The sequence below is a fragment of the Stenotrophomonas sp. Sm10 genome (assembly GCF_030985515.1).
Classification (GTDB): Bacteria; Pseudomonadota; Gammaproteobacteria; order Xanthomonadales; family Xanthomonadaceae; genus Stenotrophomonas; species Stenotrophomonas hibiscicola.
This window is the reverse complement of the sequence record NZ_JAPTFO010000016.1, coordinates 1-20,177: the sequence shown is the minus strand read 5'-3', so window position 1 is coordinate 20,177 and position 20,177 is coordinate 1. Positions and strand designations below refer to the sequence as shown.

The window sequence follows — 20,177 nt, the reverse complement described above, 5'->3', positions numbered from 1 at the left end:
CGTCGTGAACCGCCCGCAAGCGCCGGGCCGGCCATGTTCCGGCAATAAAAAGACCCCGCCGTCTCCGGCGGGGTCCCCTGTACTGTCGTGTTGCCCGGAAACCCTTACTGGGCGGGCGTATCACGCAGCTCGCGACGGAGAATCTTGCCGACGTTGGTCTTCGGCAGCTCCTTTCGGAATTCTACGATTCTGGGGTGCTTGTAACCGGTCAGGTTGGCCCGGGCATGTTCCTTGACCATTTCCGCGGTCAGGTTCGGGTCCTTCTTCACAATCACGACCTTCACGACCTCGCCGGACTTCTCGTCCGGGACACCGACCGCAGCCACTTCCAGCACGCCGGGCATCATCGCGATGACGTCCTCGACCTCGTTCGGGTACACGTTGAAGCCGGACACCAGGATCATGTCCTTCTTGCGGTCGACGATGTAGAAGAAGCCCTGTTCGTCCATCTTCGCCATGTCGCCGGTGTGCAGCCAGCCGTCGGCGTCGATGGCGGTGGCGGTTTCCTCCGGGCGCTGCCAGTAGCCCTTCATCACCTGCGGGCCCCTGATGCACAGTTCACCCACTTCGCCCAGCGCCAGGATGTTGCCGTTGTCGTCCTTGATGCAGGCATCGGTGGACGGGATCGGCAGGCCGATGGCGCCGTTGTACTCGGGCAGGGTGAGCGGATTGATGCAGGCTGCCGGCGAGGTCTCGGTCAGGCCATAGGCTTCGACCAGGGTCACCCCGGTGACCTTCTTCCAGCGTTCGGCCACGGCACGTTGTACCGCCATGCCGCCGCCGAGGGTGAACTTGACCGAGGAGAAGTCGATCTCGTCGAAGCCGGGGGTGTTGAGCAGGCCGTTGAACAGCGTGTTGACACCGGTGATGGCGGTGAAGCGGGTACCCTTGAGCTCCTTGACGAAGCCCTTCATGTCGCGCGGGTTGGTGATCAGGTGGTTGCAGCCACCGAATTTCATGAAGACCAGGCCGTTCGCGGTCAACGCGAAGATGTGGTACAGCGGCAGGGCCGTGATGATCACTTCCTTGCCCGGCTCGATGCCTGAAGTGGACAGCCATGCCGACGCCTGCTGCATGTTGGCGATCAGGTTGCGGTTGGTCAGCATCGCGCCCTTGGCCACGCCGGTGGTACCGCCGGTGTACTGCAGGAAGGCGATGTCGTCGTGGTCGATCTCCACAGGCGGAAGCGCGTGGCGGCTGCCCAGCTTGAGCGCCTGCCTGAAGCGGACGGCGCCCTTGATGTGGTAGTTAGGCACCATCTTCTTGACGTACTTCAGTACGAAGTTGACGATCGCGCCCTTGGCGCCGAGCAGGTCGCCCAGGCCGGTGGTGACCACGTGCTTGACCGGCGTATCGGCGATGACCTGTTCGACGGTGTCGCCGAAGTTGTCGACCACCACCAGCGCACTGACGCCGGCGTCGACCAGCTGGTGCTTGAGTTCGCGCGCGGTGTACAGCGGGTTGACGTTGACCACGGTCAGTCCGGCGCGCAGCACGCCGAAGGTGGCCACCGGGTACTGCAGGCAGTTGGGCATCATCAGGGCGACGCGGTCACCCTTCTTGAGCTTGAGCTCACCCAGCAGGTAGGCGGCGAACTGGGTGACCAGCGCGTCTGTCTCACCATAGGTGAGGACCTTGCCGAAGCTGGAGTAGGCGGGACGGTCGCGGAATTTCGCGACGGAAGCGTCGAAGACCGAAGCTACCGAATGGAACTCGTTGACGTCGATTTCGGCGGGAACGCCTTTCGGATAGCTCTGCAGCCAGGGACGATCCAGACTCATATTCCCCCTCCAGGAATCGTGATGTATTAGGTTCGGCCCCGAGCGTATCGACAATGGCCGTTTATTGCAGCATACCCCGCCGTAGGGAAAACGCGAAGAGGGGTTTGCGTGGCGCATTGTGCGAACGCGTCAAACGGCGCCGGGCCATGCCCGGCGGGTGTTTCAAGGTGTGCGGCTGGCTCAACCCTGCTTGCGCACCGGTGCACCGTTGGCCTTGTAATACGGCGCGGTGCTGCGGGCCAGCGGGGTGCGGCCGCGGATCACGTCGGCCAGCTTCTCGGCCATCATGATGGTCGGCGCGTTGAGGTTGCCGGTCACCACCTGCGGCATGATCGAGGCATCGACGATGCGCAGGCCTTCCAGCCCGTGCACGCGGCCCTGGCCGTCGACCACCGCCATCGGGTCATCGGCATGGCCCATCTTGTTCGAGCACGACGGGTGGTAGGCGGTCTCGGCATGCTCGCGCACGAATGCGTCGATCTGCGCGTCGGTCTGCAGCGCGCTGCCCGGCGAGATCTCGCGGCCGCTGTACGGTGCCAGCGCCGGCTGCGCGAAGATCTCGCGGGTGATGCGGATCGCCGCGCGGAACTCACGCCAGTCCTGCTCGTGCGACATGTAGTTGAACAGGATGCTCGGATGTTCGCGCGGATCCTTCGAACGCACGTGGATGCGGCCGCGGCTGGGCGAGCGCATCGAACCGACGTGCATCTGGAAGCTGTGCGCCTTGATCGGGTTGGAGCCGTTGTAATTGATCGCCACCGGCAGGAAGTGGTACTGCAGGTTCGGCCAGTCGAATTCGGCGTCGCTGCGGATGAAGCCGCCGGCCTCGAACTGGTTGCTGGCGCCGATGCCGGTGCCCAGGAACAGCCACTCGGCACCGATCGCCGGCTGGTTGTACAGCTTCAGCGCCGGGGCCAGCGAGACCGGCTTCTTGCACTCGTACTGCAGGTACATCTCAAGGTGGTCCTGCAGGTTGGCGCCGACGCCCGGCAGGTGGTGTACCAGGTCGATGTCCAGGCTGCGCAGCAGGTCGGCCGGGCCCACGCCCGAGCGCTGCAGGATCTGCGGCGAGGCGATGGCGCCGCCGCACAGCAGCACCTCACGGCGGGCGGTGGCACGCTGTGGCTGGTCGTTGTGCAGCCACTGCACGCCCACCGCACGCTTGCCCGAGAACAGGATGCGGTCGGTCAGCGCGTGGGTGACGATGGTCAGGTTCGGGCGCGGCCTGGCCAGGTCCAGGTAGCCGCGGGCGGTGCTGGAACGACGGCCCTTCGGGGTCACCGTGCGGTCCATCGGGCCGAAGCCTTCCTGCTGGTAGCCGTTGAGGTCGTCGGTGCGAGGGTAGCCGGCCTGCACGCCGGCCTCGACCATAGCAGCGAACAGTTCGTTGTTGCCGGCCTTGGGCGTGGTCACGCGCAGCGGGCCATCGCCACCGTGGTAGTCATTGGGTCCGATGTCGCGGGTTTCGGCCTTGCGGAAATACGGCAGGCAGTCCAGGTAGGTCCAATCCTCCAGGCCCGGCATGCTGGCCCAGTTGTCGTAATCCATCGCGTTGCCGCGGATGTAGCACATGCCGTTGATCAGCGACGAGCCGCCCAGGCCCTTGCCGCGTCCGCAGTCCATGCGGCGGTTGTTCATGAAGGGCTCCGGATCGGTCTTGTACGCCCAGTTGTAGCGCTTGCCCTGCAGCGGGAAGGCAAGCGCCGCCGGCATCTGGGTACGGAAGTCGAACCGGTAGTCCGGGCCACCGGCTTCCAGCAGCAGCACGCTGACATCGGCATCTTCGGTGAGGCGGGTGGCCAGCACGTTGCCGGCCGAGCCTGCGCCGATGATGATGTAGTCGTACTCGTTATGGGTGCTCATGGGTGTCTCCTGCAGGCCGCGGCGCGCTGCATGCAGGCGTCGCGGCGGAATGTCGGATCGGCGCGGTGGCCGGACGAGGGTGCGCGCTTGCGGCGCGCCGGTCAGAACACGCTGGCGTAGTCGCCCAGCTCGACCTGCACCGACTTGATGCGGGTGTAGTGGCCGAGGGTGGAGATGCCGTTCTCACGGCCGACGCCCGATTCCTTGTAGCCACCGACCGGCATTTCGGCCGGCGATTCACCCCAGGTGTTGATCCAGCAGATGCCGGCTTCCAGGCGGTGGATGATGCGGTGCGCGCGGCTGATGTCCTTGCTGACCACGCCCGCGGCCAGGCCGAAGGTGGTGTCGTTGGCGCGGCGCACCACTTCGTCCTCGTCGTCGTAGGCGAGGATGCTCATCACCGGCCCGAAGATCTCTTCCTTGACGATGCTCATGTCATCGCGGCAGTCGGAGAACACGGTCGGCAGCACGTAGGCGCCATTGGCCAGCGCGCCCTCGGTGGCACGGCCACCGCCGGTCAGCAGGCGGGCGCCTTCGGCCTTGCCGCTCTCGATGTAGCGCAGCACGTTTTCCATGTGCGGGAAGCTGGTCAGCGGGCCGAAGTTGGTGTCGGCGGCCATCGGGTCGCCGATGCGGATGCGCTTGACGCGCTCGACCACGGCGGCCTCGAAGGCGGCCAGCATGCTGCGCGGCACGAACACGCGGGTGCCGTTGGTGCAGACCTGGCCGGAACTGAAGAAGTTGGCCATCACCGCGATGTCGGCCGCGCGGTCCAGATCGGCGTCATCGCAGATCACCAGCGGCGACTTGCCGCCCAGCTCCATGGTCACTTCCTTCAGCGACGAGGACGCGGCGCTGGCCATCACCTTCTTGCCGGTGGCGACGCCGCCGGTGAAGGAGATCTTCTCGATCACCGGGTGCTCGGTCAGCCACTGCCCGATCTCGCGGCCCGGGCCCTGCACGACGTTGAACACGCCGGCCGGCACACCGGCTTCGGTGTAGATCTCGGCCAGGCGGATCGCGGTCAACGGGGTCACTTCGGAGGGCTTGAACACCATCGCGTTGCCGGCAGCCAGGGCCGGGGCCGACTTCCACATGGCGATCTGGATCGGGTAGTTCCAGGCGCCGATGCCGGCGACCACGCCCAGCGGCTCGCGACGGGTGTAGAAGAAGCTCGATTCGCGCAGCGGCAGCTGGATGCCCTCGATGGCGGTGGCCAGGCCGGCGTAGTACTCGACCACGTCGGCGCCGGTGACGATGTCCACGGTGGTGGTTTCGGCCAGCGCCTTGCCGGTGTCCAGAGTCTCCAGCTGGGCCAGTTCGTCGTTGCGCTCGCGCAGGAGCTCGACGGCGCGGCGCAGGATGCGCGAACGCTCCATGGCCGTCATCGCCGCCCACACCTTCTGGCCCTCGGCCGCGCTCTGCACGGCGCGCTCGACGTCGGCCTGGCTGGCGACCTGCACCTCGGCGATCACCTCACCGGTGGCCGGGTTGACGGTCTTGAAGGTCTTGCCGCTGGTGGCATCGACGCGCTGGCCGTGGATGTAGAGCTGTTGGACGGGCAGGGTGGTCATGGGGCGTACTCCTTGGAAGGGGGCGGGTGCTGAAGCGCTTATAGCGCGGCAGCCTGCAACTGGAAGTCGATGTAGCCGTAAGCGATGCGCCGGGACTTCTCGGCATTGAACTGGCCGCCGACCAGGCTGCCGCGCAGCCACAGGCCATCAATCATCGCGGCCAGGCCGCGGGCGGCCAGGCGGGCCTGCGGGTGGGGCAGCAGGCGGTTGAACTGGTGGCAGAGGTTGGAGAACAGGCGCTGGTCGTTGGCGCGCTGCAGCCGGGCCAGTTCCGGCTGGTGCATGCTGGCGGCCCAGAAGGTGAGCCAGACGCGCATGGCGGTGCCGTTGATCTGGCTGTCGTCGAAGTTGCCATCGACGATGGCGCGCAGCTGCTCGCGCGGGTCGTCGCTGGCGTCGGCGCGGTAGCGGGCGACGGCGTCCTTCAACTCGCGCAGGATCTGCCGCATTGCAGCATTGAGCAGGCCGTCCTTGTCGCCGAAGTAGTGGGCGACGATGCCGCTGGACAACCCTGCCTTCTTCGCGATGGTGGCGACGGTCGCATCGGCCATGCCGATCTCGTCGATGGTCTGGAAAGTGGCCCGGATCAGCTGCTCGCGCCGTACCGGTTCCACGCCTTTCTTCGGCATTGTCTCTCCACGGTTTGCGACCCGAAGGATCGGGCTGCCCGCCATTATGCTTTTTATTGATTGAACGTTCAATCAATAAACCCTAGGATGCGCTCGCGCCCCACGCCATGGGCCCGGTTTACCGGTCCGGCCCCGCCCATGTGCTCCCTCGGACTTGATGAGACGACCCCATGTCTTCCCTGGCTCATCCCAAGCGTTCGCCCCTGCGCTTGAACCGTTTTGTCTTCCTCAGCTCCTCGGTGTCGATCGGCATCCTCGGGCTGCTCACCGTTCTCTATCCCGAAGGCAGCGAGCACTGGCTGCAATGGGCGCAGGCCGAAGTGTCGGCCGCGTTCGGCTGGTGGTACATGCTGCTGATCGTGCTGTGCCTGGGCTTCGTGCTGTGGCTGGCGTTCTCGCCGTACGGCCGCATCCGCCTGGGCCACAACGAGGAATCACCGGCCTTCGGCTATGTCGCCTGGGTTTCGATGCTGTTCTCGGCCGGGATCGGCATCGCGCTGCTGTACTACGGCGCCTACGAGCCGCTGGACCATTTCCTGCATCCGCCCGGGCAACCCGGCGGCACCGTGGCCGCCGGCCGCGAGGCGATGGTGCTGACCTTCCTGCACTGGGGCCTGCACGGCTGGGCGCTGTATGCGCTGGTCGGTGTGGCACTGGGCTACTTCGCCTACCGCCGCGACCTGCCGCTGGCGCTGCGCTCTGCGTTGTACCCGGTCTTCGGTGAGCGCATCCATGGCCGCATCGGCGACATGGTGGATGGCTTCGGCATCCTGGCCACGCTGATCTCGATGGTGACCAACCTCGGCATCGGCGCGCTGGTGGTGCAGTCCGGCCTGGTCTACCTGTTCCACATCCCGGATACGCCGCAGGTGCTGGTGGCGATCGTGCTGGTGATGATGGTGGTGGCGACCATCGGCGTGGTTGCAGGCGTGGAAAAGGGCATTGCCTGGCTCTCCAACCTCAACGTGCGCCTGCTGTGCGGCCTGCTGCTGTTCGTGCTGGTCACCGGCCCGACCCTGCACCTGTTCGATGGCTTGATCCAGAACACCGGCGATTACCTCGGTGCGTTCGTGCGCAAGAGTTTCGACATGTACCTCAACGACCCGAAGGGGCGTGAGTGGATGGGCTCGTGGACGCTGTTCTACTGGGCCTGGTGGATCGCCTGGGCGCCGTTCGTCGGCCTTTTCGTGGCGCGCATCTCGCGGGGACGCACCATCCGTGAAGTTGTCATGGGCGTGCTTCTCATCCCGCTCGGTTTCACCCTGGCGTGGCTGTCGATCTTCGGCAACACCGCCATCGACCTGGTCCTCAACCATGGCCAGGCGATCCTGGGCGACGTGGCCCAGCACGATGCGGCGATGACGCTGTTCAAGCTGCTGGAATACCTGCCCGGGGCGCCGTACGTGGCCGGTGCTGCGGTGGTGATTGGTTTCGTGCTGTTCCTGACCCCGGTCGATTCGGGCACGCTGATGATCGCCAACCTGTGCACCCGTCGTGTTGACGATGGCGTGGAAGATGGGCATGACGCGCCGATCTGGCTGCGCGTGTTCTGGGCCGTCGGTATCACCGTGGCCAGCGTCGGGCTGCTCCTGGCCGGCAATTTCAGCGCAATGCAGACGGCGGTGGTGCTGTGCGGCCTGCCGTTCTCGTTCACCCTGGCGTTCTACATGTGGGGCCTGCTGAAGGCGCTGCGCACCGACCCGGACGCACCGCGCCGGTGATCGGGCACCTGGCGCCCATCGCGGTGCCGCCGGAGATGCCGTAGAGCCAGGGCATGCCTGGCTGCGGAGAAACAGGAAGGGCCGGATCCGCGAGGATCCGGCCCTTTTGTTGTATGGCCGACCAGCAGTCGACTCTACCCAGGTCGAAGCGCTGTCCGCTGGCCAGGCGGTGGCCCCGGTCACATGAAGTTTCGTAGCATTCTGAAAGACACGCAGGACCGTTCGTGGCAATCATTGTTCAACGATCCTTTTCCGGAGTTGAGTCATGGTCCGAATTCTCGGCTGCGCGCTGATGGTCTCGTTCTCCGTGATGGCCCACGCGGCGCCGGATGCGCTGGAGCAGCTGAATTTTCCGGTGACCGCGCTGGGTGAAACGGCGGAACTTCGCTTGCGGCTGGCACCGCATCCAGGTGGGCTGGTCACGTACTCGATCCACACCAATGTCTATGCCAGTGAGGAGAACAGTGGTTACCGGGTGCTGGATGTGCGCTGCCCGCCGGGCTTTCTCTCCAACGTCTACCGGGGAAACACCGGTGCGGTGTGCTATCGCGTAGAAGAAACGCCGCACCCTGCCGGTGAGATGTCGGTGGTGGTGTTCAACGAGAATGCGCCGGACGGGCATCTTGAGTGGGCGGAAGGTCTTTGGTCGCTGGACGCCAGTGGCCCTCCAGTGAAGACGTCGTGGCACCTGTTTGGTGTGCGGCCGTGATCGGAAGGGTCGATGTGTGACCTGACGCGAGCAGGCCCATGTGTAGACGAGAAGGGGGGGGGGGGGGGGGGGGGATCCGCGAGGATCCGGCCCTTCGTCCTGCAGTGCCGAGCGCGGGCCCGGCTCTGCAGTTGATCGTTACTTGCTGGCCAGCTGGCGCAGCACGTACTGCAGCAGGCCACCATGGCGGAAGTACTCGACTTCCTTCGGGGTCAGCAGCATCACCGAGACCTCGAAGGTCTTCCTGGTGCCATCGGCCTTGGTCGCGGTGACCGTGGCGCGCTTGCTGGCACCGTCCTGCAGGCCGGTGATGTCGATCACTTCCGACCCGTCCAGACCCAAGCTCTGCGCATTCTCGCCGTTGCGGAACTGCAGCGGCAGCACGCCCATGCCGACCAGGTTGGAACGGTGGATGCGCTCGAAGCTCTCGGCGATGACCGCCTTCACTCCCAACAGCAGCGTGCCCTTGGCCGCCCAGTCGCGCGACGAGCCGGTGCCGTATTCCTTGCCGGCCAGCACCACCAGCGGCACCTTTTCAGCCTTGTACTTCATGGCCGCATCGTAGATCGCCAGCTTCTCCGGCTGACCGCCGCCGGCCGGGTAGTACAGGGTGTTGCCGCCTTCCTCGCCACCGAACATCAGGTTCTTGATGCGGATGTTGGCGAAGGTGCCACGGACCATCACGTCATCGTTGCCGCGGCGGCTGCCGTAACTGTTGAAGTCGGCCGGCTGCACGCCGCGCTCCTGCAGGAAGCGGCCTGCCGGCGAGTCCTTCTTGATGTTGCCGGCCGGGGAGATGTGGTCGGTGGTGATCGAATCGCCGAACAGGCCCATCACGCGTGCACCATGCACGTCGTCGATGCTGCCGGTCTGCATGGTCATGCCATCGAAGTACGGCGGGTTCTTGATGTAGGTGGAGGCATCGCTCCACTCGTACAGGTTGCCGTCTGGCGAGGCGATGGTGTTCCAGCGGGTGTCACCCTTGAATACGTCGGCGTAGTTCTGCTTGAACATCTCCGGGCCGATGGTCGCGGCGATGACATCGCCGATTTCCTTGTTGCTCGGCCAGATGTCGCGCAGGAACACCGGCTGGCCATCGCTGCCGGTACCGAGCGGCTGGGTGGTCAGGTCGATGTCGGTGGTGCCGGCGATGGCGTAGGCCACCACCAGCGGCGGGCTGGCCAGGTAGTTCATCTTCACTTCGGGGTGCACGCGGCCCTCGAAGTTGCGGTTGCCCGACAGCACCGAGGTGACCACAAGATCGCCGGCGGCGATGCCGGCGCTGACCTCGGTCGGCAGCGGGCCGGAGTTGCCGATGCAGGTGGTGCAGCCGTAGCCGACCACGTAGAAGCCGATCTTCTCCAGCTCCTTCAGCACGCCGGCCTTTTCCAGGTAGTCGGTGACCACGCGCGAGCCCGGCCCGAGCGAGGTCTTCACCCACGGCTGGCGGTTCAGGCCCTTGGCGGCCGCGTTGCGGGCCAGCAGGCCGGCGCCGATCATCACCGCCGGGTTGGAGGTGTTGGTGCACGAGGTGATGGCAGCGATGACCACCGCGCCGTCCTTCAGCCGCACCTTGCGGCCTTCGATCTCGATGTCGGCGAAGCCCTTGGCCAGCTGCTCGTTGCCGACCGCGGCGCCACCGCCTTCGTTGACGAAGGTGGCAACGTCCTCGCTGCGCTTGTCACGGTTGGCAGTCAGGCCGACCAGCGCTTCGCGGTAGTTCTTCTGCACGTCTTCGAGCAGGACGCGGTCCTGCGGACGCTTCGGGCCGGCCAGCGACGGCTTCACCGTGCCCATGTCCAGTTCCAGCGTGGTGCTGTACTGGGCATGCGGGCTGCCCGGTTCGTGCCACAGTCCTTGCGCTTTGGCATAGGCCTCGACAAGGTTGATCTGCTCTTCGCTTCGGCCGGACAGGCGCAGGTAGTTCAGCGATTCGGCGTCGATCGGGAAGATGCCGCAGGTGGCGCCGTATTCCGGGGCCATGTTGCCGATGGTGGCACGGTCGGCCAGCGGCAGGTGCTGCAGGCCATCACCGTAGAACTCGACGAACTTGCCGACCACGCCCAGCTTGCGCAGCATCTGGGTAACGGTCAGCACCAGGTCGGTGGCGGTGGCGCCCTCGGGCAGCTTGCCGGTCAGCTTGAAGCCGACCACCTGCGGGATCAGCATCGACGACGGCTGGCCGAGCATGGCCGCCTCCGCTTCGATGCCGCCCACGCCCCAGCCCAGCACGCCGATGCCGTTGATCATGGTGGTGTGGCTGTCGGTACCGAACACGGTATCCGGGTAGGCCACGGCCTTGCCATCCTTCTCTGCGGTCATCACCACGCGGGCCAGGTTTTCCAGATTGACCTGGTGCACGATGCCGGTGTTGGGCGGCACCACCTTGAAGTTGTCGAAGGCCTTCTGGCCCCAGCGCAGGAAGCCGTAGCGTTCCTGGTTGCGCTGGAACTCGATCTTGCCGTTGAGGTCCAGCGCGTCGGGCTTGCCGAACACGTCGACCTGCACCGAGTGGTCGATGACCAGTTCGGAGGGAATCTGCGGATTGATCTGCTCCGGCTTGCCGCCGAGCTTGACGACGGCGTCGCGCATCGCGGCCAGGTCGACCACGCAGGGCACGCCGGTGAAGTCCTGCAGGACCACGCGCGCCGGCATGAAGGCGATTTCGGTGTCCGGTTCGGCCGCCGGATTCCAGCGGGCCACGGCTTCGATGTGGTCCTTGCCGACGGTGATGCCGCCATCCTCGTGCCGGAGCAGGTTCTCCAGCAGGATCTTCATCGAGTAGGGCAGGTGGGAGATATCGAAGCGCTGGCCCAGCGTGGGCAGGCTGAAATAGTCGTACGTCTTGCCGCCGACGTTCAGCTGGCTGCGGGTGGAGAACGAATCGCTCATGCGGGGTAACTCCTTCTTGCGGATGGCTTGCAGTGGCCCGCGCATGGCGGGCCTGCTTGCGGTCGCCGGTGGCCTGTTGGCCCCGGAAGTTCCAGTATGAACCCGAAACTGAATGGATTCACCCGGGCCGGGTTCGGCCTGCGGCATCGGTTCCAGACTACAGGGGAGGTTGTATGGCGTATGTCACGTTTGTGGCCGATCCTTTGCGAGGCAAGGGCTGGCGGGGTGCCGGTCCTGTTCAGGGTGGAAGTATGCCCAAGGAAGTATGTATAATTTGTGCATACTCTGGAGGGCCTACCGATGGAAGCCACTGTTGCAGAACGCGGACAGATCACCCTGCCCAAGGCGGTGCGTGATGCCCTCGGCCTGACCAAGGGCACGCTGCTGAAGGTCGAGCTGGACGGCAGCCGCATCATCCTGCGCAAGAGTGTTGACGATGCCATTTCACGGGCGCGCGGCAAGTTCGCGCTGGACGGCTTCGAATCCTCCGACGCAGCGGTACGCGCGGTGCGTGACGAGGAATAAGCCGTGATGATCGCCGTCGATTCACCGGTGCTGGTCGAGCTGCTCAGCAATGGTCCGCAGGCCGATGCCGTGGAGGCCATCCTCCGGCAGAGCCTGGTGGGTGGCCGTGTGGTGGTCTGCGGCGCGACCCTGGCCGAGGTCTGCGCATCGCTGCGCGGCGGCGCCGAGGTGCTCGAAGCGCTGGAAGAAATGGGCGTGCACTTCAACCCGATGGAAGCCAAGTCGGCGCTGCGCGCCGGCGAGATGCACCGCCGTCATCGCCAGCGTGGCGGCAGCCGCCGCAGCCTGGACGAATTCATGGTCGGCGCCCACGCACTGCTGCAGTGCGATGGCCTGATCACCTGGAACGACACGTTTTACCGCGACTACTTCAAGGGCCTGAAGCTGATCGTGCCGCACGCCTGAGCCCACTTTTGATTTTTCAACCTACGCATTACCCGGGAGTTGTCATGTTGGAAGCCTACCGCCACCACGTCGCCGAGCGCGCTGCGCTTGGCATCCCGCCGCTGCCGCTGAGCGCGCAGCAGACGGCCGATGTCATCGAACTGCTGAAGAACCCGCCGCAGGGCGAGGCCGAGTTCCTGCTCGACCTGCTGACCCACCGCGTGCCGGCCGGCGTCGATGACGCAGCCAAGGTCAAGGCGTCTTACCTGGCGGCCATCGCCCTGGGCAGCGAGCAGAACCCGCTGATCAGCCGTGAGCGCGCCACCGAACTGCTGGGCACCATGCTCGGCGGTTACAACGTCGCCCCACTGGTGCAGCTGCTGGACGACGCCAGCGTCGGCACCATCGCCGCCAACGGCCTGAAGAAGACCCTGCTGGTGTTCGATGCGTTCCATGACGTGCAGGAAAAGGCCAAGGCCGGCAACGCCAACGCCCAGGCCGTGCTGCAGAGCTGGGCCGATGCCGAGTGGTTCACCAGCAATCCGGAAGTGCCGCAGAGCCTGACCGTCACCGTGTTCAAGGTGCCGGGCGAGACCAACACCGACGACCTGTCGCCGGCACCGGACGCGACCACCCGCCCGGACATTCCGATGCACGCGCTGGCGATGCTGAAGAACAAGCGCGACGACGCGCCGTTCACCCCGGAAGAAGACGGCAAGCGCGGCCCGATCCAGCAGATCCTGTCGCTGAAGGACAAGGGCCACCTGGTGGCCTACGTCGGCGACGTGGTCGGCACCGGCTCCTCGCGCAAGTCGGCCACCAACAGCGTGCTGTGGTGGACCGGCGATGACATTCCGTACATCCCGAACAAGCGTGCCGGTGGCGTGTGCCTGGGCGGCAAGATCGCCCCGATCTTCTACAACACCATGGAAGATGCCGGTGCGCTGCCGATCGAGCTGGACGTGTCGAAGATGGAGCACGGCGACGTCATCGAGCTGCGCCCGTACGAAGGCAAGGCGCTGAAGAACGGCGAGGTGATCGCCGAATTCCAGGTCAAGTCCGACGTGCTGTTCGACGAAGTGCGTGCCGGTGGCCGCATCCCGCTGATCATCGGCCGTGGCCTGACCGGCAAGGCGCGCGAAGCGCTGGGCCTGGCCCCGACCGACCTGTTCCGCCTGCCGGTGCAGCCGGCCGATACCGGCAAGGGCTTCTCGCTGGCGCAGAAGATGGTCGGCCGCGCCTGTGGCCTGCCGGAAGGCCAGGGCATGCGCCCGGGCACGTACTGCGAACCGAAGATGACCTCGGTCGGCTCGCAGGACACCACGGGCCCGATGACCCGTGACGAGCTGAAGGACCTGGCCTGCCTGGGCTTCTCGGCCGACCTGGTGATGCAGTCGTTCTGCCACACCGCCGCCTACCCGAAGCCGGTGGACGTGAAGACCCACCACACCCTGCCGGAGTTCATCTCCACCCGTGGCGGCGTCTCGCTGCGCCCGGGCGACGGCGTGATCCACAGCTGGCTCAACCGCATGCTGCTGCCGGACACCGTCGGTACCGGTGGTGACTCGCACACCCGTTTCCCGGTGGGCATTTCGTTCCCAGCCGGTTCGGGCCTGGTCGCCTTCGCCGCGGCCACCGGCGTGATGCCGCTGGACATGCCGGAGTCGGTGCTGGTGCGCTTCAAGGGCAAGATGCAGCCGGGCGTGACCCTGCGTGACCTGGTCAACGCGATCCCGCTGTACGCGATCAAGTCGGGCCTGCTGACCGTGGCCAAGGCCGGCAAGAAGAACATCTTCTCCGGCCGCATCCTGGAAATCGAAGGCCTGCCGGAGCTGAAGGTCGAACAGGCGTTCGAACTGTCCGACGCCTCGGCCGAGCGTTCGGCGGCCGGTTGCTCGGTGCGCCTGAACAAGGAACCGATCATCGAGTACCTGACCAGCAACATCACCCTGCTGAAGTGGATGATTGCCGAGGGTTACCAGGATCCGCGTTCGCTGCAGCGTCGCATCGAGAAGATGGAAGCGTGGCTGGCCAACCCGCAGCTGCTGGAGCCGGATGCGGACGCCGAGTACGCCGCCGTCGTCGAGATCGACCTGGCCGACATCCACGAGCCGATCGTGGCCTGCCCGAACGACCCGGACGACGTGAAGACGCTGTCCGAAGTGGCCGGTGCCAAGATCGACGAAGTGTTCATCGGTTCGTGCATGACCAACATCGGTCACTTCCGCGCCGCGGCCAAGCTGCTGGAAGGCAAGCGTGACCTGCCGACCCGCCTGTGGGTGGCCCCGCCGACCAAGATGGACGCCTCGGAGCTGACCAAGGAAGGCGTGTACGGCACCTTCGGCGCCACCGGCGCACGCATGGAAATGCCGGGCTGCTCGCTGTGCATGGGCAACCAGGCGCAGATCCGCGAGGGTTCCACCGCGATGTCGACCTCGACCCGCAACTTCCCGAACCGCCTGGGCCGCAACACCAACGTGTACCTGGGCTCGGCCGAACTGGCCGCGATCTGCTCGCGTCTGGGCCGCATCCCGACCAAGGAGGAGTACATGGCGGACATCGGCGTGATCAACGCCAATGGTGCGGAGATCTACCGCTACATGAACTTCGACCAGATCGAGGAATATCAGGACGTGGCCAAGACGGTCGCTGCCTGATGCGGTAACTGAAAACCCCCGGCTTGCGCCGGGGGTTTTTTGTGAGCGGACAACGCATGGGGGTGGCGGCTGCTGGCCGGCACCCCGATGAAACGAAGAACCCTCGGTGAAAGCCGGGGGTTCTTTCGTTGCCTGATGGCCTGTAGCGCCGAGTCCATGCTTGGCTGCTGTTCGTGCGATGCGCGATGAGTCGAGCGCGGCTCGACTCTACAAAGGCATCCACGCATGGCGTGGATCTACTGCCCGCGGAGTCCTTGAGTCGGGGCGCGCTATCAGCCGCGAGCGAGCGCCAGCAGCCGCTCGGCAATCCGTTCCAGTGGCACCTGTTCCTCAGCGGCGCCGAGTTTGAACGCTGCACCGGGCATGCCCCAGACCACGCTGGTGGCCTCGTCCTGCACCAGTGTCGGCGCGCCGGCCTGGCGCATTTCCAGCAGGCCGCGTGCGCCGTCGTCACCCATGCCGGTGAGGATGGCCCCGATGGCATTGCCACCCGCGCTCTGCGCGACCGAGCGGAACAGCACGTCCACCGCCGGCTTGTGCCGGTTCACCGCTGGGCCGTCGTCGACTCGGCAGCGCCAGCGTGCACCGTCACGGATGATGCGCAGGTGCTTGCCGCCGGGTGGCAGGTAGGCATGGCCGGGCAGCACCGCTTCGCCGTCGCTGGCCTCGCGCACAGCCATGGCCGAGTGGCGGTCCAGGCGTTCGGCGAAGGCGCTGCTGAAGCTGGCCGGCAGGTGCTGGGTCATCACCACGGCGGGCGCGTCGGCAGGCATGCCTTCCAGCACCACGCGCAGCGCTTCGGTGCCACCGGCTGACGAGCCGATCGCGATCAGGCGGTCGGTGGTACGGAACTGCGGCGAGGCAGCACGCGTTGCCGGCGCTGCGTCCAGCGTGAGCTTCGGGGCGGCCGCGCGCACCAGCGGTCGCACCCGCGAGCGCGCCGCCATCTTCACCTTGGCGATGATTTCGTCGGCGTAGCCCTGCAGGCCGCGTGCGACGTCCAGCTTGGGCTTGGAGACGAAGTCCACCGCGCCCAGTGCCAGCGCCTGCAGCGTGGTGTCGGCGCCGCGTTCGGTCAGCGAAGAAATCATCACCACCGGCAGCGGGTGCAGCCGCATCAGGTTTTCCAGGAACGCCAGGCCGTCCATGCGCGGCATTTCCACGTCAAGCGTGATCACGTCCGGGGCCAGGCGCTTGATCTTCTCACGCGCCAGCAGCGGATCTGCGGCGGTGCCGACCACGTCGATGGCCGGGTCGCTGGACAGGATTTCCGTGAGCATCTGCCGCACGACGGCAGAGTCGTCGACGATCAGGACCCGGCAGGGGGCGTTGCCGGTCAGGGTCATTCGAACAACTCCACGCCGCCGGTGACCGGGGCCTTGGACAGACGTGCACGCACGGCCGATTCGGTGGCAGCCACTTCGGCTTCGTGGGCATGCGGCAGGCGCTGCACCACCACGCGGCCGGTATCGGCGAAGAACCAGATCTTGCGCGGATGGATGCCGCACAGGTCCTCGGCGATGATCGGGATATGCTCGGCCTGCAGGTACTGGCGCACGAACTCGGCGTTACGGGTACCGACCGGATTGCTGGTGAATCCCTTGAGCACGTTGGCGCCGCCGAACACCTTGGCCTCGATGCGCTTGCGGTGGGCGCCGCGCTTGAGCATGTCGTTGATCAGCAGTTCCATCGCGTAGCTGCCGTAACGCGCGGGCGCGCCGTCGCCGGCATTGCCCTCGGGCAGCAGGAAATGGTTCATGCCACCGATCTTCAGTACCGGGTCCCGCAGGCAGGCCGCCACGCAGGAACCCAGCGTGGTGGTCAGCGCGGTGGTGTCGTCCACCACCAGGTACTGGGTCGGCAGCAGCTTGGCGGCAATGGTCTGGAAGCGCGCATCCTGGTAGCGCATCACATCGTCGGTACGCAGCGAGGCGTTCATGCACCGGCCTTTGCCGCGCGGCGGTACAGGGTGCGGCCACAGGGCTGGATCAGGTCGGCGGCGTGCAGGTAGTTCTCCGAGTGTCCGGTGTAAAGCAGGCCGTCATCGGCCAGGTGCTGTACCAGCCGGCCGAGGATCGCGCGCTGGGTTGGCTTGTCGAAGTAGATCATCACGTTGCGGCAGAACAACGCATCGAACGGGCCGCCGACGTCGTAGCGCGGGGCAAGCAGGTTCAGTGGGCGGAACTCGATCAGCTCGCGCAGTGCCGGCAGCACGCGGCACTGGCCCTCGTTGGGGCCGCTGCCGCGCTGGAAGTAGCGCCGGCGCAGGTCCGGGTCGAGGTTGGTCACACGGTCGATGTTGTAGACACCTCGGCCGGCGGTGGCCAGCACCTGGGTGTCGACGTCGGTGGCGATGATGCGCACCGGCGGCTTCAGCGTACCGAAGGCCTCACAGGCGGTAATCGCCATTGAATAGGGTTCTTCGCCGGTGGACGCTGCGCACGACCACAACAGCAGCGGCGTGCGGCTGGAGCGCTGCTGCAGCTCCTCGCGCAGCTTGTCGAAGTGATGCGGTTCGCGGAAGAACGAGGTCAGGTTGGTGGTCAGGGCGTTGGTGAACGCCTGCCACTCGTCACCATCTTCCTGCTCCAGATGGTCCAGATACTGCTGGAAGCTGCGCATGCCCAGCGTGCGCAGGCGGCGCGACAGGCGGCCATAGACCATGTCGCGCTTTGCCGGCGCAAGCGCAATGCCCACGCGCTGGTAGATCAGGTCGCAGACGCGGCGGAAATCACGGTCGGCGAACTCGAATTCGCGTGGGCCGGTAACGATGGGAGTAGGACTTTGCACGGGGGACGTGTCCATCGGCGGGGGCGGCGGCCGAAGCCGCTGCGGGTGGGTCTCAGAATTCCTGCCAGTCGCTGTCGCTGGCGGCGAAGGTGCGGGCGTTGCTGCTGCGACGTACCGGCGCGGGCGTTCCGGTCGGCTGCGGACGTGCCACGGTGGTGATGCACGCCGATTCCACGCGTTCGGCGACAGCCTTCACTGCGGCGGAGACCTGGTTGTCGAGGCGGAAGATCGCCACGGCATCGGCCAGCTGCGCGGCCTGGTCTTCCATCGCACGCGCGGCGGCGGTGGCTTCCTCCACCAGCGCAGCGTTCTGCTGAGTGGTTTCGTCCATCTGCACCACGGTCTGGTTGACCTGCTCGATGCCGGCGCTCTGCTCCTGCGAAGCGGCAGAGATCTCGGCCATGATGTCGGTCACGCGCTGCACCGAGGCGACGATCTCGCCCATCGTGCTGCCGGCCTGGTGCACCAGGCTGGAGCCTTCGGTGACCTTGCCGACCGAATCGTCGATCAGGCCCTTGATCTCCTTGGCCGCAGCGGCCGAACGCTGGGCGAGGGTACGCACTTCGCTGGCGACCACTGCGAAGCCGCGACCCTGTTCACCGGCACGCGCGGCTTCCACGGCAGCGTTCAGCGCCAGGATGTTGGTCTGGAACGCGATGCCGTCGATCACCGAGATGATCTCGGCGATCTTTTTCGACGAGGCCTCGATGGCGGACATGGTACTGACCACCTGGCCGACCACGCTGCCGCCCTGGGAGGCAACAGACTGCGCGCCGATGGCGAGCTGGTTGGCCTGGCGGGCGTGTTCGGCATTCTGGCGCACGGTGGAGGTCAGTTCCTCCATCGAGGCTGCGGTTTCTTCCAGGTTGGCGGCCTGCTGCTCGGTGCGGCGTGACAGATCACTGTTGCCGGAGGCGATCTCGCCGGCGGCGAGCGTGATGCTCGAAGCGCTGGCCTGGATCTGGCCGACGATCTGGGTCAGCTGTGCGACGGTGGTGTTGGCATCGTCGCGCATCCGTGCGAACACGCCCTGGTAGTCGCCGTGCATGCGCGCGGTCAGGTCACCTTCGGCGATGGCCGACAGCAGCTGCGAGAGCTTGCCGAGGTTGTCATCGCTGACCGCCATCATCGCGTTGAGGTTTTCAAGCATGAGGCGGAAATCGTGATCGAAGCGCTGCGCGTCGCCACGGCGGCTGAAGTCGCCCGCGGCGGCGGCACTGGCCAGCTGCTTGATCTCGGCATTGATGCGGCCGAGGTTGGCCTTGACCGTGTCGACGGTGGTGGTCATTGCGGCCTTCTCGCCTGGGTAGCGCGCGATGTCGCGGCTGAGGTCGCCGACCGCGTACTGCTGCACCACATCCAGCACATCGTGCAGGGTCTGCACGTGGCTGCCGACCAGGGCGTTGGTCTCCTGCACCATCAGCCCATACTCACCGGGGAACGCACTGGCGTCGATGCGGTAGCTCAGTTCGCCGCCATCGTGGCGGCGGGCCATTTCGCGCTGGCCGTTGATTACTGCGTGCAGCTGCTGCTGCATGCCGGACATCGCCTCCAGCAGGCGGCCGGGCTCGTCGTGCGGCTGTGGGCCGATATGGCTGTCCAGCTTGCCGTTGGCGATGCCTTCGGCGACGGCGGTAGCCTGCTTCAGCGGGCGCGCGATACGGTTGCCGATGACCCAGCTCAGGGCCAGCACGATCAGCACCAGTACACCACCGGAGATCGCCATGATGGCGGTGAACACCAGCGCCTGCCGCTGCACGTCGTCCATGTAGACGCCGCTGCTGACCACCCAGTTCCACGGCGCGAACAGGCCGGCGTAGGCGACCTTCTCGACCTCGCCCTTGCTGCCCGGCTTGGCCCATCGATAGTTGACGAAGCCACCGCCGGCCTTGGCCGCTTCGACCTGGTCGTGATAGATGCGCACGCCGTCGTCGGTGCGGAAGTCCTTCATGTCCTTGCCGACCAGGTCCTTGCGGAACGGGTGCATCAGCAGGCGGTAGCCGGTGTCGTAGATGTTGAAGTAGTACGTATCGTTCTCGGCGCGCATCACTTCCAGGGCCTGCAACGCGGCGCTCTTCGCGGCGTCCTCGCTGAGTTCGCCGGTGCCGGCCAGACGGTGGTAGTGCTGAAGGATGCCGTAGCTGAGTTCGACCTGGGTCTTCAGCGCGGTCTTGCGGGTCTCAGTGAGGTCCAGGTACTGCATGCGGGCGGCGATCACCGAGAGCGCGATCACGCCGAGCGCGATGAGCAGCGTCAGCAGGTTGAGCTTGCGCCGGACGGAGAGATTGCTGAAGTAGTGTTGCCAGCGATGCAGGAGATTCATCGAGCAGGACCAGGTCGAAACGGGCGGGCGGCGCCGAGCCGGTCACGGCGGGACAAGCGGTGACAACCCCGTTATCGGCCGCTGGGGCGGGGGATTGAGGTGCGGTGTCGGAACGTATTCAGGTTTCCTTGCAGCGGCGGCTGCGGCGCTGCCTGCGGCAGGCTTTTGAAGCAACAGCAACAGCAACAGCAACAGCAACAGCAGTTGGTCGGCGGTCGCGAGTTGCGAGGGGGGCCGGGCCAGGGTGGGTTGGCGGGAGACGCCGTAAACCCGTCCATGAAGTGACCCCCGGGAGTTGGACGCCAGATCCAACCCCGAGGGATACATGA

14 protein-coding genes and 1 pseudogene are annotated in these 20,177 nt (G+C 66.0%); 5 read left to right on the top strand and 10 right to left on the bottom strand.

Annotated features, from left to right (window positions below; genetic code table 11):
- Window positions 1–104: 104 nt before the first annotated feature.
- From O0J15_RS06835 to betI, 4 genes are all read right to left on the bottom strand, one after another.
- Window positions 105–1,781 carry a long-chain fatty acid--CoA ligase gene (locus O0J15_RS06835; RefSeq protein WP_019661476.1) on the bottom strand — a complete coding sequence of 559 codons (1,677 nt, stop codon included), beginning with the start codon at window positions 1,779–1,781 and terminating at the stop codon, window positions 105–107.
- Window positions 1,782–1,961: 180 nt separating this feature from the next.
- Window positions 1,962–3,644 carry a choline dehydrogenase gene (gene betA / locus O0J15_RS06830; protein ID WP_111104172.1) on the bottom strand — a complete coding sequence of 561 codons (1,683 nt, stop codon included), beginning with the start codon at window positions 3,642–3,644 and terminating at the stop codon, window positions 1,962–1,964.
- A gap of 101 nt (window positions 3,645–3,745) precedes the next feature.
- Window positions 3,746–5,218, bottom strand: a complete 1,473-nt coding sequence (gene betB, locus O0J15_RS06825; protein ID WP_308305353.1) for a betaine-aldehyde dehydrogenase — start codon at window positions 5,216–5,218, stop codon at window positions 3,746–3,748.
- A 38-nt stretch (window positions 5,219–5,256) separates the two neighbouring features.
- A complete protein-coding gene (gene betI / locus O0J15_RS06820; protein ID WP_049395317.1) occupies window positions 5,257–5,847 on the bottom strand; it encodes a transcriptional regulator BetI in 591 nt (196 codons plus the stop codon).
- Between the two features lie 170 nt (window positions 5,848–6,017).
- Here betI and O0J15_RS06815 point away from each other — a divergent pair, with 170 nt between their 5' ends.
- Entirely contained in the window at window positions 6,018–7,568 is a 1,551-nt protein-coding gene (locus tag O0J15_RS06815) for a BCCT family transporter (RefSeq protein ID WP_049395318.1), read from the top strand.
- A 265-nt stretch (window positions 7,569–7,833) separates the two neighbouring features.
- A complete protein-coding gene (locus O0J15_RS06810; RefSeq protein ID WP_164145256.1) occupies window positions 7,834–8,277 on the top strand; it encodes a hypothetical protein in 444 nt (147 codons plus the stop codon).
- 138 nt (window positions 8,278–8,415) lie between these two features.
- Here O0J15_RS06810 and acnA read toward each other — a convergent pair whose 3' ends face one another.
- The gene (gene acnA, locus O0J15_RS06805; RefSeq protein WP_207050142.1) at window positions 8,416–11,169 is read right to left on the bottom strand and encodes an aconitate hydratase AcnA; all 2,754 of its coding nucleotides are present in this window, start codon (window positions 11,167–11,169) and stop codon (window positions 8,416–8,418) included.
- Between the two features lie 300 nt (window positions 11,170–11,469).
- Here acnA and O0J15_RS06800 point away from each other — a divergent pair, with 300 nt between their 5' ends.
- From O0J15_RS06800 to acnB, 3 genes are read left to right on the top strand one after another with little or no spacing between them, the layout of a single operon-like run.
- The gene (locus O0J15_RS06800; RefSeq protein ID WP_005409505.1) at window positions 11,470–11,694 is read left to right on the top strand and encodes an AbrB/MazE/SpoVT family DNA-binding domain-containing protein; all 225 of its coding nucleotides are present in this window, start codon (window positions 11,470–11,472) and stop codon (window positions 11,692–11,694) included.
- A 6-nt stretch (window positions 11,695–11,700) separates the two neighbouring features.
- The gene (locus tag O0J15_RS06795; RefSeq protein ID WP_005416402.1) at window positions 11,701–12,099 is read left to right on the top strand and encodes a type II toxin-antitoxin system VapC family toxin; all 399 of its coding nucleotides are present in this window, start codon (window positions 11,701–11,703) and stop codon (window positions 12,097–12,099) included.
- A 44-nt stretch (window positions 12,100–12,143) separates the two neighbouring features.
- Window positions 12,144–14,735: a bifunctional aconitate hydratase 2/2-methylisocitrate dehydratase gene (gene acnB, locus O0J15_RS06790; RefSeq protein ID WP_308305352.1), complete on the top strand. Its 2,592-nt coding sequence runs from the start codon at window positions 12,144–12,146 to the stop codon at window positions 14,733–14,735.
- Window positions 14,736–15,007: 272 nt separating this feature from the next.
- On the opposite strand, the gene O0J15_RS06785 is transcribed toward acnB, so the two are convergent.
- The 5 genes and pseudogenes from O0J15_RS06785 to O0J15_RS06765 form a co-directional block, all read right to left on the bottom strand.
- Window positions 15,008–16,081 (bottom strand): chemotaxis response regulator protein-glutamate methylesterase, encoded by a 1,074-nt coding sequence (locus tag O0J15_RS06785; protein WP_021202077.1) that lies wholly within the window; start codon window positions 16,079–16,081, stop codon window positions 15,008–15,010.
- Window positions 16,078–16,674, bottom strand: coding sequence for a chemoreceptor glutamine deamidase CheD (cheD, locus tag O0J15_RS06780; RefSeq protein WP_014037083.1), 597 nt, complete (start codon window positions 16,672–16,674; stop codon window positions 16,078–16,080). The genes O0J15_RS06785 and cheD overlap by 4 nt, the downstream gene beginning before the upstream one ends.
- Window positions 16,671–17,540, bottom strand: a complete 870-nt coding sequence (locus O0J15_RS06775) for a CheR family methyltransferase (protein WP_049435029.1) — start codon at window positions 17,538–17,540, stop codon at window positions 16,671–16,673. The genes cheD and O0J15_RS06775 overlap by 4 nt, the downstream gene beginning before the upstream one ends.
- Before the next feature lie 37 nt (window positions 17,541–17,577).
- Window positions 17,578–19,848 carry a methyl-accepting chemotaxis protein gene (locus O0J15_RS06770; RefSeq protein ID WP_308305351.1) on the bottom strand — a complete coding sequence of 757 codons (2,271 nt, stop codon included), beginning with the start codon at window positions 19,846–19,848 and terminating at the stop codon, window positions 17,578–17,580.
- A gap of 42 nt (window positions 19,849–19,890) precedes the next feature.
- Window positions 19,891–20,177: pseudogene (locus O0J15_RS06765) on the bottom strand (methyl-accepting chemotaxis protein); the annotation flags it as partial.

Bases quoted from the DNA above. Each gene is read 5' to 3' on its own strand.
- acnB (WP_308305352.1), top strand. From the start codon at position 12,144: ATGTTGGAAGCCTACCGCCACCACGTCGCCGAGCGCGCTGCGCTTGGC.
- O0J15_RS06775 (WP_049435029.1), bottom strand. From the start codon at position 17,540: ATGGACACGTCCCCCGTGCAAAGTCCTACTCCCATCGTTACCGGCCCA.
- O0J15_RS06810 (WP_164145256.1), top strand. From the start codon at position 7,834: ATGGTCCGAATTCTCGGCTGCGCGCTGATGGTCTCGTTCTCCGTGATG.
- betA (WP_111104172.1), bottom strand. From the start codon at position 3,644: ATGAGCACCCATAACGAGTACGACTACATCATCATCGGCGCAGGCTCG.
- O0J15_RS06795 (WP_005416402.1), top strand. From the start codon at position 11,701: ATGATCGCCGTCGATTCACCGGTGCTGGTCGAGCTGCTCAGCAATGGT.
- O0J15_RS06815 (WP_049395318.1), top strand. From the start codon at position 6,018: ATGTCTTCCCTGGCTCATCCCAAGCGTTCGCCCCTGCGCTTGAACCGT.
- O0J15_RS06770 (WP_308305351.1), bottom strand. From the start codon at position 19,848: ATGAATCTCCTGCATCGCTGGCAACACTACTTCAGCAATCTCTCCGTC.
- betB (WP_308305353.1), bottom strand. From the start codon at position 5,218: ATGACCACCCTGCCCGTCCAACAGCTCTACATCCACGGCCAGCGCGTC.
- O0J15_RS06800 (WP_005409505.1), top strand. From the start codon at position 11,470: ATGGAAGCCACTGTTGCAGAACGCGGACAGATCACCCTGCCCAAGGCG.
- O0J15_RS06785 (WP_021202077.1), bottom strand. From the start codon at position 16,081: ATGACCCTGACCGGCAACGCCCCCTGCCGGGTCCTGATCGTCGACGAC.
- cheD (WP_014037083.1), bottom strand. From the start codon at position 16,674: ATGAACGCCTCGCTGCGTACCGACGATGTGATGCGCTACCAGGATGCG.
- O0J15_RS06835 (WP_019661476.1), bottom strand. From the start codon at position 1,781: ATGAGTCTGGATCGTCCCTGGCTGCAGAGCTATCCGAAAGGCGTTCCC.
- betI (WP_049395317.1), bottom strand. From the start codon at position 5,847: ATGCCGAAGAAAGGCGTGGAACCGGTACGGCGCGAGCAGCTGATCCGG.
- acnA (WP_207050142.1), bottom strand. From the start codon at position 11,169: ATGAGCGATTCGTTCTCCACCCGCAGCCAGCTGAACGTCGGCGGCAAG.